Origin of the sequence: Micromonospora echinospora (genome assembly GCF_900091495.1) — a bacterium.
Classification (GTDB): Bacteria; Actinomycetota; Actinomycetes; order Mycobacteriales; family Micromonosporaceae; genus Micromonospora; species Micromonospora echinospora.
The window spans coordinates 6,650,126-6,663,138 of the sequence record NZ_LT607413.1; the positions used below are offsets into that span (position 1 = coordinate 6,650,126).

Consider the following 13,013-nt stretch of genomic DNA (forward strand, 5'->3'; position numbering starts at 1 on the left):
CGACCGGAGGTCACCGATGCCGTTCATCCAGGTCACCATGGCCGCCGGCCGGACCGCGCAGCAGAAGCGGGACCTGCTCGCCGCCCTGGCCGACGCGGTCACCGTCACCATCGGCGCCCCCCGCGAGGCGGTGCGCGCGTGGATCGTCGAGGTCGACCCGGGCGAGGTCATCGCCGGCGGCGTCATCCTCGCCGACCGGGCGTCATGACCGCCGACCGCTGGTGGCAGATCCCCGTCGCCCGCCCCGACGCGCCGGTCCGGCTGATCTGTCTGCCGCACGCCGGTGGCGGACCGGCCGGCTACGCGCACTGGGCCGGACGGATCACCGGGATGGAGGTGACGCTGGTCCGGCCACCGGGCCGGGAGGCCCGCTACGCCGAGCCCCCGTACCGGCGGATCGGTCCGCTCGTGACCGACCTCGCCACGGCGCTGCGCCCCCTGCTCGACGACCGGTACGTGCTCTACGGGCACAGCCTCGGCGCGCTGGTCGGCTACGAACTGCTCCAGCACCTCCGCGCGGCGGGCGCGCGGCTGCCGGACCGCCTGGTCGTCTCCGGCGCCGAGGCGCCGGACGTCGGCCGCCGGGCCGGTCACCTCCTGCACCGCCTGCCCGACGACGCGCTGATCGACCGGGCCGCCGAACTCGGCGGCACCCCGCCGGCCCTGCTGGCCAACCGGGACCTCCTGCGGCTGCTGCTGCCCACCCTCCGCGCCGACCTGGAGGTCGCCGAGACCTACCGGTGGACCGCCCGGCCCACCCTGCCGGTGCCGATCCACGCCTTCCACGGCCGACGCGACCCGCTGGTGACGAGGGAGGCGGCGGCCCGGTGGCAGGCGCACACCGACTCGACGTTCGACCTCACCACGCTGCCCGGCGGGCACTTCCTCGACCCGGCGGAGGAGTCCGCGCTGTTCGCGGCGATCGACCGGCCGGTGGCCGCCGGCGCCGGCCGGTCGCCGGCGCTCGGGGGCGGCACCGGCTCGGGCGGCACGCTTCCCGGCCACCGGGCCGGGAGCTGAACACCGACCACCACCGCGTACGCCGACGGAAGGAGACATCGTGGCAGCCGCGTTCGTCGCGCACGTCATCGACGGGGAACTGGTCGAGTCCCTCCGGGGTGACCGGTTCGAGTCGGTGGACCCGTGGACCCGCGCGCCCTGGACCGAGGTCGCCCTCGGCGGCCACGCCGACGTCGACCGGGCCGTACGGGCGGCCCGGGTCGCGGCCGACCAGGGGCCCTGGCCACGGATGGGGCACACCGAGCGCGGTCGGCTGCTGCACCGCCTGGCCGACCTGATCGTCGCCAACGGCGACCTACTCGCGCGCACCGACAGCACCGACATGGGGCGACCGGTCAGCCAGGCCCTCGCCCGGGACGTTCCCCGGGCGGCGGCGAACTTCCGGTTCTTCGCCGACCACGCCCGGCTCACCCCGGCCGAGGCGCTCCCCTCCGACCACGGCCACCACGCCTACACCCGCCACGAGCCGGCCGGCGTGGTCGCCGCCATCGCACCGTGGAACCTCCCGCTGATGCTCGCCTCCTGGAAGATCGTGCCTGCCCTGGCCTGGGGAAACACGGTGGTGCTCAAGCCCGCCGAGCAGAGCCCGGCGTCGGCGACGATCCTCGCCCGGCTGGCCCTGGAGGCCGGGATACCGCCCGGGGTGCTCAACGTCGTGCACGGCTACGGGAGCGACGGCGCCGGCCAGGCGCTCACCGAACATCCGGGCATCGACCGGATCACCTTCACCGGCGAGTCGGCCACCGGACGGGCGGTCTCCACCGCCGCCGCCCGTGGCCTCGTCCCGGTCAGCCTCGAACTGGGCGGGAAGAACCCCGCGCTGGTCTTCGCGGACGCCGACCTGGACCTCGCGGTGCGGACGGCCGCCGAGGGGGCCTTCGGCAACGCCGGCCAGATGTGCCTCTCGGGCAGCCGGATCTTCGTGGCACGCGCGGTGTACGGGGAGTTCGTCGAGCGGCTGCACGCCGCCGGCCGGGCGATGACCGCCGGCGACCCCGGCGACCCGGCCACCGAGATCGGACCGCTCGCCTCGGCCGAACACCACCGCAAGGTCAGTGACCACCTGACCCGGGCCCGCGCGGACGGCTGCCGGGTGTACGGCGGGGAGGGCTCCGGCTGGCTCGTCCGGCCCGCCGTGCTCACCGGCGTGCCCCGGGACGCCCCGGTGCAGACCCGGGAGGTCTTCGGGCCGGTGGCCACGGTGACGCCGTTCGACCACGAGGAGGAGGCCGTCGGTCTCGCCAACGACACGCCCTTCGGCCTCAGCGCCACGGTGTGCACCACCGACCTGTCCCGCGCCCACCGGGTCGCCGCGCGGCTGCGCGCCGGCACCGTCTGGGTCAACTGCTTCTTCGTCCGGGACCTGCGGGCGCCCTTCGGCGGGGTCGGCGCCTCCGGCGTCGGGCGGGAGGGCGGTCTGTTCAGCCGGGACTTCTTCACCGAACCCAAGGCCGTGGTGGTCGACGTCGCCGGCCGCTGACCTCCCCGGCGTCCCGGCGGGACCGGGAGGGGCGCGGAGTCAGTGCGGGACGGGCCGACGGCCCGGCGGGGTGGCTGCGCGCAGGACGCGGCGCAGCAGCAGCGGAGCCGCCGCCGCCCACGCCTGGACCGAGCAGGCGTGCGGGTACGGCACCGGGACGGGATGCTCGTCGCGACCGAACCCGGCGAACACCTCCGGCAGCCGGTACCGGTGGTGCGCGGCGGCGGCGAGCAGGCCCCGGGCGACCGTGTCCGCCTCGGCGTGCAGACCGTGGCGGGCCAGTCCGGCGACCGTGATCGCGGTGTCGTGCGGCCAGACACCGCCGGTGTGGTACGAGAGCGGGTGGTAGGCGGGCTGGCCGGCGGCGACGGTCCGGATGCCCCAGCCGCTGAAGAAGTCCGGCCCGGCCAGCCGGCGACCGACCCGGGTCGCGCGGTCGTCGTCGAGCAGCCCGGTCCAGAGCACGTGGCCGGCGTTGCTGGCCAACGCGTCGACCTGTCGGCCGTCCTCGGTGCGGGCGAGCGCCACGAAGTCGTCCCGGTCCAGCCAGAAGTCCCGGACGAAGCGGGCCCGCAGGTCGGTGGCGGCCCCGTCCAGGCGGTCGGCGTAGCCGGGGTCGCCCCAGACCCGGCGGGCGATGCCGGCGGTGCCGCGCAGCGCGGCGTACGCGTAGGCCTGCACCTCGGCCACGGCCAGCCGGCCGTGGGCCGGCTCTCCCGACCGGAAGCAGATGCCCCGGGCGGAGTCCTTCCAGCACTGGTGGACCAGGCCGGCGCCGTCCGTGCGGTAGACGAGCCAACCCAGCCGGTCCAGTCCGCCGTGGTCGAACATCCAGGTGACCGCCGCGCGGGCCGGGGTCTCCAGTTCGGCGGCGAGCGCGTCGTCGCCGGTCTCGGCCAGCAGCATCAGGAACAGTGGGGTGGCGTCCACCGTGCCGTAGTAGCGCCCGTAGGGGACGTGCCCGAAGTGGCTCAACTCGCCCCGACGGCGTTCGTGCAGGATCTTGCCCGGTTCCTCGACCCGGGACGGGTCCACCGTCCGGCCCTGGGCGGCGGCGAGGGCACGCAGGGTGCCGGCGGCGAGCCACGGCGCGGCGGTGCGGGCGAAGGTCGCGGTGAGCAGGCTGTCACGGCCGAAGAGGGTGAGGAACCAGGGGGATCCGGCGGCGACGGTGTGCCCACCGGCGCCGTCCGGGATCACCAGCGCCGACAGGTCGGCGGCGCCCCGCGCGACGGCCCCGGCCAGCAGGGCGTCCCCGGTCGGCTCGGCGACGACGGCCGGCGCGGCGGGCGGCACGCCGGTGGCCGCGCGGACCTCCACCGTCACGGTGACCTCGCCGCGCGGCGGCACCTCCGACGTCCAGGAGAGGCCGGCGTCGTGCACCTCGGACGGCGGGGAACCGGCCCGGAGGGTCGTCGCGCGGTGGAAGTCCGCACGTCGGTAGGTGAGACGTACCCCGTCTCCGGTGCGGCGGACGCCACGGACCCCGGCCGGCCCGGGGTGGTCCCGGTCGGTCCGCAGCGCGAACTGGTCGGCGAAGTCGGCGGCGAAGCGGTAGGACACGGTCAGCCGGACCGGTTCGGCCCGGTGGTTGACGATCCGGACCCGTTCGGTGAGCCGTCCGTACCGGACGGTCTGCCGGCGGAACACCGTGCAGGGCGGGTCGGTTCCCCGCCGGGTCCACGGCGCGAGCACCAGTTCGTCGCCGTTCCCGGCGAGCAGGCGGGGCCGGGTGCCGTCGACGGTGAGTTCCCAGTGGGACAGGTGCCGGGTGTCGTCGAGGAAGAGGCCGTAGGTGTCGGTGTCGGGGACGTCGCCGGAGGTGTCGGTCCGCAGCAGGGTGCCCTCGCCGAGCAGTTCCCGGACGGTCACGGCGCGGTCCGCAGCAGGTCCAGGACGACCGCCGCGGTCCAACTGAAGTCGGTCGCCCCCCGTCCCTCGCCGGTGAACGGATGCAGGTACTCGCGGAAGCCGGCCTGCCGGGCGGCGGTGAGGGTGGCGTCGCGCAGCCGGCCGGCGTGGTCGAGTTCACCGTGCTGGGTCAGGCCGTGCCAGACCAGCCAGGTGGTGTTGAACCAGCCGGGGCCGCGCCAGTACCGGTCCGGGTCGAAGGCCGGGCCGGTCAGGTCGTAACTGGGCGGCAGGGCGGTGCGCCCGAGCCGGAAGTGGTCGCCCAGCGCGGACTTCACCAGTGCCGGGGCCACCGGCAGGTCCGCCACGACCAGCGGAGTGAGGCCGGCGACGGTGCGCTGCCGGTCGAGCCGGCGCTCGTGCACGTCGTAGGCGTGGCAGAACCCGTCGGCGAAGAGCCGGGCGACGAGGGCCGTGCCGGTGCGCTCCGCCGCCTCGCGGTGCGGTCGTGGGTCCGCGCCGATCTCGGCGGCGATGTCGGCGAGCGCGGACTCCGACGCGGCGTACAGCGCGTTGACCATGGGGTCGAGCAGCACGAACTGCGCGTCGGCGAGGCGGTCGGCGTAGCCGGAGTCCCGGTAGTCGCCGGCCAGCCGGACGTAGCGGCCGTAGTCGGTGTCGGTCGGGCGTTCGGCGGCCTGCACGTGGTGCAGGTCGCGGCGGCGGAACCCGTGGGTCGGCGTCGGCTCCACCCGGCACAGCGCGTCGTCCCAGGCCGGGCTGTTGTCCATGCCGGACTCCCACGGGTGGACGATCGCGACGAGGTCGTCTACCCCCCGCCGGGTCGCGAGGTAGCGGTGCCAGGCCACCAGTCTCGGATACAGGCGGGGCAGGAAGCCACGACATCGGGCCTGCGCCGGGTCGGCGCGGAAGGTCAGCCACGCCGCGAGGGCGTGCACGGGTGGCTGGACGAGCCCGGAGGTGGCCACCGCGGGGCTCGCCGGGTGGTCGGTGGAGCGCCAGAAGTCCGGCCCGGGGAAGTAGCCCTCCGGTGCGGCGGCCGGGTCGAAGACGATGTGCGGCACCCGCCCGTCGGCCCACTGGGCACCGAAGAGGCTCTCCAGTTCGCGCTGGGCGCGGCGGGCCGACACGTGCCGCAGTCCGATCGCGACGAACGCCGAGTCCCAGCTCCACTGGTGCGGATAGAGGGCCCGCGAGGGCACCGTGTAGGCGCCCGTCCAGTTGGCCAGGAGCACGTCCACCGCGGCCCGGTCGAGGGTGGTGTTCACCGCTGCCTGCGCAGGAAGGGCGGGACGGAGGCGACCGCCGCGTCGGGCTCCCCCCGCAGTCGGCACTCGACCGCCAGGTATCCCTGGTAGCCGCTGGCGTCCAGGGCGCCCAGCACCGCCGGCCAGTCGAGGTGGCCGGCGCCGGGCTGGAACCGGTTGGAGTCGCTGACCTGCACGTGCCCGAGGTAGCCGGCGGCGGCCCGTACCGCGGCGGCGGGGTCGTCCTCCTCGATGTTCATGTGGTAGGTGTCGGCGACCACCCGGACCGCGTCGACGCCGGTCGCCTTGACCAGGTCGACCGCCTGGTCGAGCCGGTTGACCATGTGGTCCTCGTACCGGTTGAGCGGTTCGAGGTACAGGTCGACGCCCTCGGCCGCGGCGTGCGTGCCGAGTTCGGCGAGCCCTTCGACGAGCACCTTCCGGTCCTCGGCCTCGCTGCGGGGCGGCTCGAACGGGGGCAGCCGTCGGGAGAACATGCCGTACGACGCGGGGGTCATCGCCCCCCGGCCGCCGATCTCGGCGATCACGGACAGCTGGGACTTCATCTGGTCGATGGCGTCGCGGCGCAGGTCGGGGTCGAACGCGCCGAAGAAGTGCGGCATGTCAACGCAGACGGTCGGCATGACGACGCCGTTGGCGGCGGCCCGACGCAGCTCCGGCAGCCGGTCCCGGAACGCGAACCCGGCCTTGCCGCGCAGCTCGATCGCGTCGTAGCCGGCAGCCAGGGCGAACTCCCACTTCCGTTCGAGCGTGTCGCCGGGCAGCAGTTGCTCCTGGCAGGCGATGCGGAGCGGGGTCGGGCCGTTCGTCGCCGCCGGTTCGGGGCGGGGAGCGAAGGTGGTGGGGTGGGACATCAGCGGAACTCCAACATCACTTGCAGCGCCTCGGCCGGACGCTGGTCGAGCAGGTCGTAGGCTTCGGCGGCGCGCTCCGCCGGGACGACGTGGCTGACCAGCGGGCCCACGTCGACGGTCTTGGCGGCGAGCTGGGCCAGGAAGACCTGTTGCAGGCGGTCCTGGCTCCACCGGGGCGCGAGGTGCGGGGGCACGCCCCCGATCTGCGAGCAGACGAGCTGTACCCGGTTGTGGTGGAACTCCTCGCCGAGGCGCAGCCCGACGCCCTCGCCCTGGTAGAAGCCGGAGGCGACGACCCGCCCGCCGACGGTGACGGATCGGACCGCCTCGTGCAGCGCGCGGTAGGAGCCGCTGATGTCGATCGCCGCGTCGGCGCCGATCCCGCCGGTCCGGTTCCGGATCTCCTCCGCCGCGCCGTCGGGGGCCAGCGCGGCGTCCGCGCCGAAGGCCAGGGCCGACTCGCGGCGGGTCGGCAGCGCGTCGACGGCGACGACGGTGGCGCCGTTGAGGACGGCGAGCCGGGTGGTGAGCAGGCCGAGCACGCCCTGTCCGAAGACGGCGACAGTCTCCCCGAGGTGGATGTCGGTGGCGAGGACGGCGTTGAGGGCGATGGCCCCGACCCGGGCGAACGAGGCGGCCATCGGGTCCACGCCGGCCGGCACCTCGTGCCCGACGAGCCGCTCGGCGGGCAGGACCGCCTCGCTGCGGTGGCCCCAGATGCCCCAGACGTAGGTGCCGGTCCCGGGTGTCCCGGCAGGCGCGTCGGCCGCCACCTCGACGACCTGGCCGACCTCGGAGTAGCCCCAGCCGGCGACCGGGTACTCCAGGCCCCCGGCGCCCTCGGTGAAGAGCCGGCGCTGCGGGTCCCAGATCCGGGTCAGGTAGGGGTTGGTGCCACGGTAGGCGGTCAGCTCGGTGCCGGCCGAGATGCCCGAGTAGCGGGTGCGGACCCGGACGTGTCCGGCTGGCAGCGGCGCGATCTCACGGGAGATCACCTCGACCCGTCGCGGCGCGGAGAACTGCACGACGACTTCCACTGACGCCTCCATTTTGCCGGTGGTGCGGAGACCATAGTGGAACTTTGGTCTCGCGTGTAGACGGGTTTTGTCTTGTGTTCGGTCAGAAGTCTTGCTGTGATGCCATCGACCGTCTCGCTCGTGCAAGGGAGCATCGATGCGAACAAGAACCTCACCACCCGTACGGCGTTCCCCCGTCGCCAGTGCCCTGCTGGCGGCGGTCGTGATCGGCACGTCCTCGCTGGCCGCCTGCGCCTCGGACGACTCGGCCGACGACGGCACGCTCACCGTGTGGAGCCTGGAGAACCAGACCGACCGGGTCCAGGCCGCCCAGGCCGTCGCCGACCGGTTCACTGCCCGCAGCGGTGTCAAGGTCAAGATCGTGGCCACCGACGAGAACCAGTTCACCCAGCTCATCACCTCGGCCGCCGCCGCGGGCGACCTGCCCGACGTGGTCGGCGCGCTGCCGCTGTCCGCCGTGTGGCAGCTGTCGGCGAACGAGATCCTGGACACCGCCGCCGCCGACAGCGTGGTCAAGGACCTCGGGGCGGACACCTTCTCCGGCCGGGCCCTCGAACTGACCCGCAACGACGGCAAGCAGCTCGCCGTCCCGTCCGACGCCTGGGCGCAGCTGCTGGTCTACCGCAAGGACCTCTTCGCCGCCGCCGGCCTGCCGGCACCGGACTCGTACGAGGCCATCGCGCAGGCCGCCCAGAAGCTCAACGCGGGCGGGACGGCTGGCATCACCCTGGCCACCGTCGCCAACGACGCCTTCACCGCCCAGTCGGTGGAGTTCCTGGGGCTCGGCAACGGTTGCGAGCTGGTGGACGACAAGGGCGCGGTGACGTTGGACTCGAAGCCCTGCACCGAGACCTTCGGCCTCTACGGCGACCTCGCCCGGAAGTACTCCGTGCAGGGGGCGCAGGACGTCGACTCCACCCGGGCCACGTACTTCGCCGGCAAGGCGGCGATGGTCGTCTGGTCGTCGTTCATCCTCGACGAGATGGCCGGGCTGCGTAACGACGCGCGGCCCAACTGCCCGCAGTGCCAGGCCGACCCGGCCTTCCTCGCCAGGAACAGCGGGTTCGTCACCGCGGTCAAGGGCCCCAGCGGCACCGAGCCGGCCGGCTTCGGCGAGATCACCTCGTGGTCGATCCTGGCCGACGCGCAGCCGTCCGCGAAGGACTTCGTGAAGTTCATGATGGACGAGGGCTACGCCGACTGGCTGGGCGTCGCGCCGGAGGGCAAGATGCCGGCCCGCGCCGGCACGAAGGAGAACCCGCAGAAGTTCACCGAGGCGTGGAACGGTCTCACCGCCGGGGTGGACACCAAGAAGCCGCTCGGCGAGATCTACCCGGCCGACGTCATGCAGGCGCTGCGGACCAGCCCGGACACCATCCGCCGGTGGGGCATCACCCAGGGGCAGGGCAAGCTGGTCGGCGCGACCCTCGGCGAGCTGCCCGTACCGAAGGCGATCAACGCCCTCGCCACCGGCCAGGTCGACGCCGCCGGCGCCTGCAAGCAGGCTGCCGACGCGGTGGAGTCGATCAAGACATCGCTGAAGTAGCGATGACGACTCTCAAGTCCGCCGGGCCGGCGACGCCGCGTGAGCGTCGCCGCCGGCCCGGTCCGACCCTCAAACAGCGGGAGAACCGCACCGGCCTGGCGTTCCTGACGCCCACCCTGGTCGTGGTCCTGGTCGTCGTCGTGGTGCCCATCCTCTGGACCGTCATGCTGGCGTTCCAGGAGATCCGCCTGATCAACATCCGGCGGGCGGGCCTCTTCGGCGAGTACAGCCTGCGCAACTTCGCCACCGTGCTGGAGTCGCCGGGATTCTGGCGGTCGCTGGGCACCACGCTGACGTTCACCATCGGCGCGACGGGGCTGTCCATCCTGCTGGGTCTGGTCGCGGCGCTCGCCCTGCGCCGGCCGTCGCGGGGACGTACGGTGGCCCGGGCCGCGATGCTGCTGCCCTACGTCGCGCCGGTCGTCGCGGTGACCTTCGTCTGGGAGGTCATGCTCAGCCCGCAGTTCGGCATCGTCAACGAGTGGGGCACCCGCTTCCTCGGCTGGGACCAGCCGGTGGCCTTCCTCAGCCAGCGGGAGTCGGAACTGTTCGGCGTTCCGGTTCCGACCGCGCTGCTGACCGTGATCGTGTTCGAGGGCTGGCGCTACTTCCCGTTCGCCTTCCTCTTCCTGCTCGCCCGGTTGCAGGCGGTGCCGCCGGAGCTGGAGGAGGCGGCGCGGATCGACGGCGCGACGCCCAGCCAGCGTTTCCGGTACGTCCTGCTGCCGCAGCTCGGCCCGGTCATCGCGCTGCTCTGCGTGCTGCGCTTCATCATGACCTTCACCAAGTTCGACGACGTCTACCTGCTCACCGGCGGCGGGGCCGGCACCGACGTGGTCAGCGTCCGGGTCTACGAGTTCCTCACCGCCCGCTTCGACATCGGCGCGGCGGCGGCCCAGTCCCTGGTCATCGCGGCCGTCCTGGTCGTCCTGCTGGCGGTGTACCTGAAGTTCTTCGCCCCGCGCATCGAGGAGGGGGAACGGTGAACCGCGACGCCCTGGAGACCCGGATCTTCGGCATCCTGCGCCGGGTGGTCATCGTCGGCCTGGTGCTGGTGACCGTCTTCCCCTTCTACTACATGGTGCTGCTCTCGCTGCGCCCGATCGACCGGGTCATCCTCGACCCCGGAAAGCTGTGGGTGTCCGGGCAGGAGCTGACCGTGGACACCTACCGCACGGTGCTGCGGTCGGTCGCCGACGGCGGGCAGGGCTTCCTCGCCCTGCTGGGCAACTCCGCGCTGGTGTCGCTGGCGACCGTCGCGGTGACGCTGCTGGTGGCCATCCCCGGCTCGTACGCGGTGAGCCGGCTGCGCTTCGTCGGCCGGCGGCAGGTCAGCGCGCTGTTCCTGTCGGTGTACCTCTTCCCCAGCATCCTGCTGGCCATCCCGCTCTTCGTGCTCTTCACCCGGCTCGGGCTGCGCGGCTCGCTCGGCGGGCTGGTGCTGGTGTACATCGCGCAGACGATCCCCGTCTCGATCTACATGCTGCGCAGCTACTTCAGCACGATCCCGGACAGTCTGGAGGAGGCCGCCGCGATGGACGGCGCGAACCGGTTCCAGACCATCCGCCGGGTGGTGCTGCCGCTGGCCGCCCCGGCCATCATGGCCAACGCCCTGTACATCTTCATGATCGCCTGGAACGAGTTCCTCTTCGCCCTGCTCTTCCTCGCCGAGAAGCGGGAGAGCTGGACGGTGTCGCTGGGTCTCGCCCAGCTCTCCGGCGGCATCGAGGTGTCCAAGACCGTCCTGATGGCCGGGTCCGTGGTCCTGACCCTGCCGATCGTGGCGCTCTTCTTCGCGGCCGAGCGGATGCTCACCGAGGGACTCACCAGCGGCGCGGACAAGGGTTAGGAGGCGCGTCGATGCCAGGCACGTCCGCCGGTGACCTGCTCGCCCTGGTCCGGTCCGGGCAGGCCCACACCCGGGGGGAGCTGCAACGGGTGACCGGCCTCTCCCGGTCGACGGTGGGCCAGCGGCTCGACCGGCTCATCCAGGGCGGCTACCTGCGCGAGAGGGGGGTGAACGAGTCCAGCGGCGGCCGGCCGTCGATCCGGCTGGAGTTCAACGACCAGCACGGCGTGGTGCTGGTCGCCGATCTCGGGGCCACCTACGCCCACCTCGCCGTGCTCGACCTCGCCGGACGGTCACTGGCCGAGGAACGGGTCAACCCGCGCATCGCCGACGGGCCGGCGGCCGTCCTGGACTGGATCGGCGACCGGCACGAGAAGCTGCTGACCATCGCCGGCCGCCGCCCCGACGAGGTGCGCGGCATCGGCCTGGGCGTGCCCGGCCCGGTGGACTTCGCCACCGGCCGGGTACGGCAGCCGCCGATCATGCCCGGCTGGGACGACTACCCGATCGTCGAGCACCAGCGCCGCCGCTACCCGGTGCCGGTCCTGGTGGACAACGACGCCAACCTGATGGCGCTCGGCGAACAGTCGGCGGTCCACCCGCACTGCCCGGCGGTGGTGCTGGTCAAGGTGGCGACCGGGATCGGCGCCGGGGTCGTGGTCAACGGCGCGGTCTACCGGGGTATCGACGGCGGGGCGGGCGACCTCGGCCACATCCGGCTGCACGGGTACGACACCTTCCGGTGCATGTGCGGCTCGTACGGCTGCCTCGCCGCCGTGGCCAGCGGCGGCGCGCTGGCCCAGCAGCTCAGCGCGGCCGGCACGCCCACCGCGTCCAGCCGGGAGTTCCTCGCCCGCGTCACCGCCGGTGACCCGGACGCCCGGCGGCTGGCCCGCACCGCCGGCCAGCGGGTGGGCGAGGTCCTGGCGACCGTGGTGTGCCTGCTGAACCCCGGGGTGCTGGTGATCGCCGGGGACCTCGCCGAGACGCACTTCGTCACCGGTGTGCGCGAGTTGCTCTACCAGCGGGCCCTGCCCCGGGCCACGCAGCGCCTCACGGTGACCACCAGCCGGCTCGGCGAGCGGGCCGGGATCGTCGGCGCGCACGCCATGGTCGTCGACAGCGTGTACGCCCCGGACGCCGTGAACCGTCAACTGAGCGATGCTCCCGACGCGAGGAACAGCCGATGACCACAGCTCCGGTCCGGGTCGGGCTCGTCGGGGCCGGGGCGTGGGCGGCGCGGATGCACGCGCCCATGCTCGCGGCCGGCCCGGAGACCGTGCTCGGCGCGGTCTGGTCGCGACGGGGCGACGCCGCCGGGGCGCTGGCCGCCGCGCACGGCGTGCCCGCCGCGCCGACCTTCACCGACCTGCTGCGCAGCTGCGACGCGGTGGCCTTCGCGGTGCCGCCGGACATCCAGGCGGCCCTGGCCGTCGAGGCGGCCCGCGCCGGCCGGGCGGTGCTGCTGGAAAAGCCGGTCGCCCTCGACCTGGACTCCGCCCGGCGGCTGGCCGACGCGGTCGGCGAAGCCGGGGTGGTCTCGCAGGTGGTGTTCACCAAGCGGTACCACGCCCGCACGCGCGCGTTCCTCGCCGCGGCCGGCGGTTTCGACGCCGACGGCGCACGGGCCTGCTACCTGCACAGCGGGTTCCTCGGCGGGCCCTTCGCCACCGGTTGGCGGCTCACCCACGGGGCGCTGTTCGACCTGGGACCGCACCTGCTCGACCTGCTCGACGCCGCGCTCGGCCCGATCGTCGACGTGCGCGCGGCCGGTCGCCGGTCCCGGTGGACGGAACTGACCTGCGCGCACCGCTCCGGCGCGGTGAGCCAGGCGTCGCTGTCCGGCGGCGTCGCGGTGCCGAGGGTGGTGACCACCGTCGAGCTCTTCGGCGCGGCCGGCACGCTGGCGTACGACACCGCCGGCATGGACCACGACGAGTGCTGGCCGGTGGTCCGCGCGGAGTTCGCCGAAGCCGTCCGCACCGGCCGTCCGCACCCGCTCGACGTGCACCGGGGGTTGATGATCCAGGAACTCCTGGCCCGGGCGGCGGCGGACCCGGCGCTACGGGACTGACCCGCGCCGCCGG

The 13,013-nt window shown here is 73.9% G+C and carries 12 protein-coding genes; 8 read left to right on the plus strand and 4 right to left on the minus strand.

Annotated features, from left to right (window positions below):
* Positions 1–16 precede the first annotated feature (16 nt).
* Genes GA0070618_RS28450 through GA0070618_RS28460 form a run of 3 tightly spaced genes read left to right on the plus strand, consistent with a single transcriptional unit; the run spans position 17 to position 2,500 of the window.
* Positions 17–208 (plus strand): tautomerase family protein, encoded by a 192-nt coding sequence (locus tag GA0070618_RS28450; RefSeq protein WP_088984369.1) that lies wholly within the window; start codon positions 17–19, stop codon positions 206–208.
* Positions 205–1,020: a thioesterase II family protein gene (locus tag GA0070618_RS28455; protein WP_088984370.1), complete on the plus strand. Its 816-nt coding sequence runs from the start codon at positions 205–207 to the stop codon at positions 1,018–1,020. The genes GA0070618_RS28450 and GA0070618_RS28455 overlap by 4 nt, the downstream gene beginning before the upstream one ends.
* 40 nt (positions 1,021–1,060) lie before the next feature.
* Positions 1,061–2,500, plus strand: coding sequence for an aldehyde dehydrogenase (locus GA0070618_RS28460; protein WP_088984371.1), 1,440 nt, complete (start codon positions 1,061–1,063; stop codon positions 2,498–2,500).
* A gap of 39 nt (positions 2,501–2,539) precedes the next feature.
* On the opposite strand, the gene GA0070618_RS28465 is transcribed toward GA0070618_RS28460, so the two are convergent.
* From GA0070618_RS28465 to GA0070618_RS28480, 4 genes are read right to left on the minus strand one after another with little or no spacing between them, the layout of a single operon-like run.
* A complete protein-coding gene (locus GA0070618_RS28465) occupies positions 2,540–4,372 on the minus strand; it encodes an amylo-alpha-1,6-glucosidase (RefSeq protein ID WP_197701676.1) in 1,833 nt (610 codons plus the stop codon).
* A complete protein-coding gene (locus tag GA0070618_RS28470) occupies positions 4,369–5,640 on the minus strand; it encodes an MGH1-like glycoside hydrolase domain-containing protein (RefSeq protein ID WP_088984372.1) in 1,272 nt (423 codons plus the stop codon). Before GA0070618_RS28470 ends, GA0070618_RS28465 begins: the two co-directional genes overlap by 4 nt.
* Entirely contained in the window at positions 5,637–6,494 is an 858-nt protein-coding gene (locus GA0070618_RS28475; RefSeq protein ID WP_088984373.1) for a sugar phosphate isomerase/epimerase family protein, read from the minus strand. The genes GA0070618_RS28470 and GA0070618_RS28475 overlap by 4 nt, the downstream gene beginning before the upstream one ends.
* Positions 6,494–7,531, minus strand: a complete 1,038-nt coding sequence (locus GA0070618_RS28480) for a zinc-dependent alcohol dehydrogenase (RefSeq protein WP_088984374.1) — start codon at positions 7,529–7,531, stop codon at positions 6,494–6,496. The genes GA0070618_RS28475 and GA0070618_RS28480 overlap by 1 nt, the downstream gene beginning before the upstream one ends.
* Before the next feature lie 136 nt (positions 7,532–7,667).
* On the opposite strand from GA0070618_RS28480, the gene GA0070618_RS28485 reads away from it, so the two are divergent.
* From GA0070618_RS28485 to GA0070618_RS28505, 5 genes are read left to right on the plus strand one after another with little or no spacing between them, the layout of a single operon-like run.
* Positions 7,668–9,077, plus strand: coding sequence for an ABC transporter substrate-binding protein (locus GA0070618_RS28485; RefSeq protein ID WP_088984375.1), 1,410 nt, complete (start codon positions 7,668–7,670; stop codon positions 9,075–9,077).
* A 2-nt stretch (positions 9,078–9,079) separates the two neighbouring features.
* Positions 9,080–10,063: a carbohydrate ABC transporter permease gene (locus GA0070618_RS28490; RefSeq protein WP_088984376.1), complete on the plus strand. Its 984-nt coding sequence runs from the start codon at positions 9,080–9,082 to the stop codon at positions 10,061–10,063.
* Positions 10,060–10,926: a carbohydrate ABC transporter permease gene (locus tag GA0070618_RS28495; RefSeq protein WP_197701677.1), complete on the plus strand. Its 867-nt coding sequence runs from the start codon at positions 10,060–10,062 to the stop codon at positions 10,924–10,926. Before GA0070618_RS28490 ends, GA0070618_RS28495 begins: the two co-directional genes overlap by 4 nt.
* Before the next feature lie 11 nt (positions 10,927–10,937).
* A complete protein-coding gene (locus tag GA0070618_RS28500; protein WP_088984377.1) occupies positions 10,938–12,116 on the plus strand; it encodes an ROK family transcriptional regulator in 1,179 nt (392 codons plus the stop codon).
* A complete protein-coding gene (locus tag GA0070618_RS28505) occupies positions 12,113–13,000 on the plus strand; it encodes a Gfo/Idh/MocA family protein (RefSeq protein ID WP_088984378.1) in 888 nt (295 codons plus the stop codon). The genes GA0070618_RS28500 and GA0070618_RS28505 overlap by 4 nt, the downstream gene beginning before the upstream one ends.
* Positions 13,001–13,013 lie beyond the last annotated feature (13 nt).

Coding starts and splice junctions, on each gene's coding strand:
- GA0070618_RS28475 (WP_088984373.1), bottom strand. CDS start 6,494: ATGTCCCACCCCACCACCTTCGCTCCCCGCCCCGAACCGGCGGCGACG.
- GA0070618_RS28500 (WP_088984377.1), top strand. CDS start 10,938: ATGCCAGGCACGTCCGCCGGTGACCTGCTCGCCCTGGTCCGGTCCGGG.
- GA0070618_RS28490 (WP_088984376.1), top strand. CDS start 9,080: ATGACGACTCTCAAGTCCGCCGGGCCGGCGACGCCGCGTGAGCGTCGC.
- GA0070618_RS28485 (WP_088984375.1), top strand. CDS start 7,668: ATGCGAACAAGAACCTCACCACCCGTACGGCGTTCCCCCGTCGCCAGT.
- GA0070618_RS28450 (WP_088984369.1), top strand. CDS start 17: ATGCCGTTCATCCAGGTCACCATGGCCGCCGGCCGGACCGCGCAGCAG.
- GA0070618_RS28455 (WP_088984370.1), top strand. CDS start 205: ATGACCGCCGACCGCTGGTGGCAGATCCCCGTCGCCCGCCCCGACGCG.
- GA0070618_RS28505 (WP_088984378.1), top strand. CDS start 12,113: ATGACCACAGCTCCGGTCCGGGTCGGGCTCGTCGGGGCCGGGGCGTGG.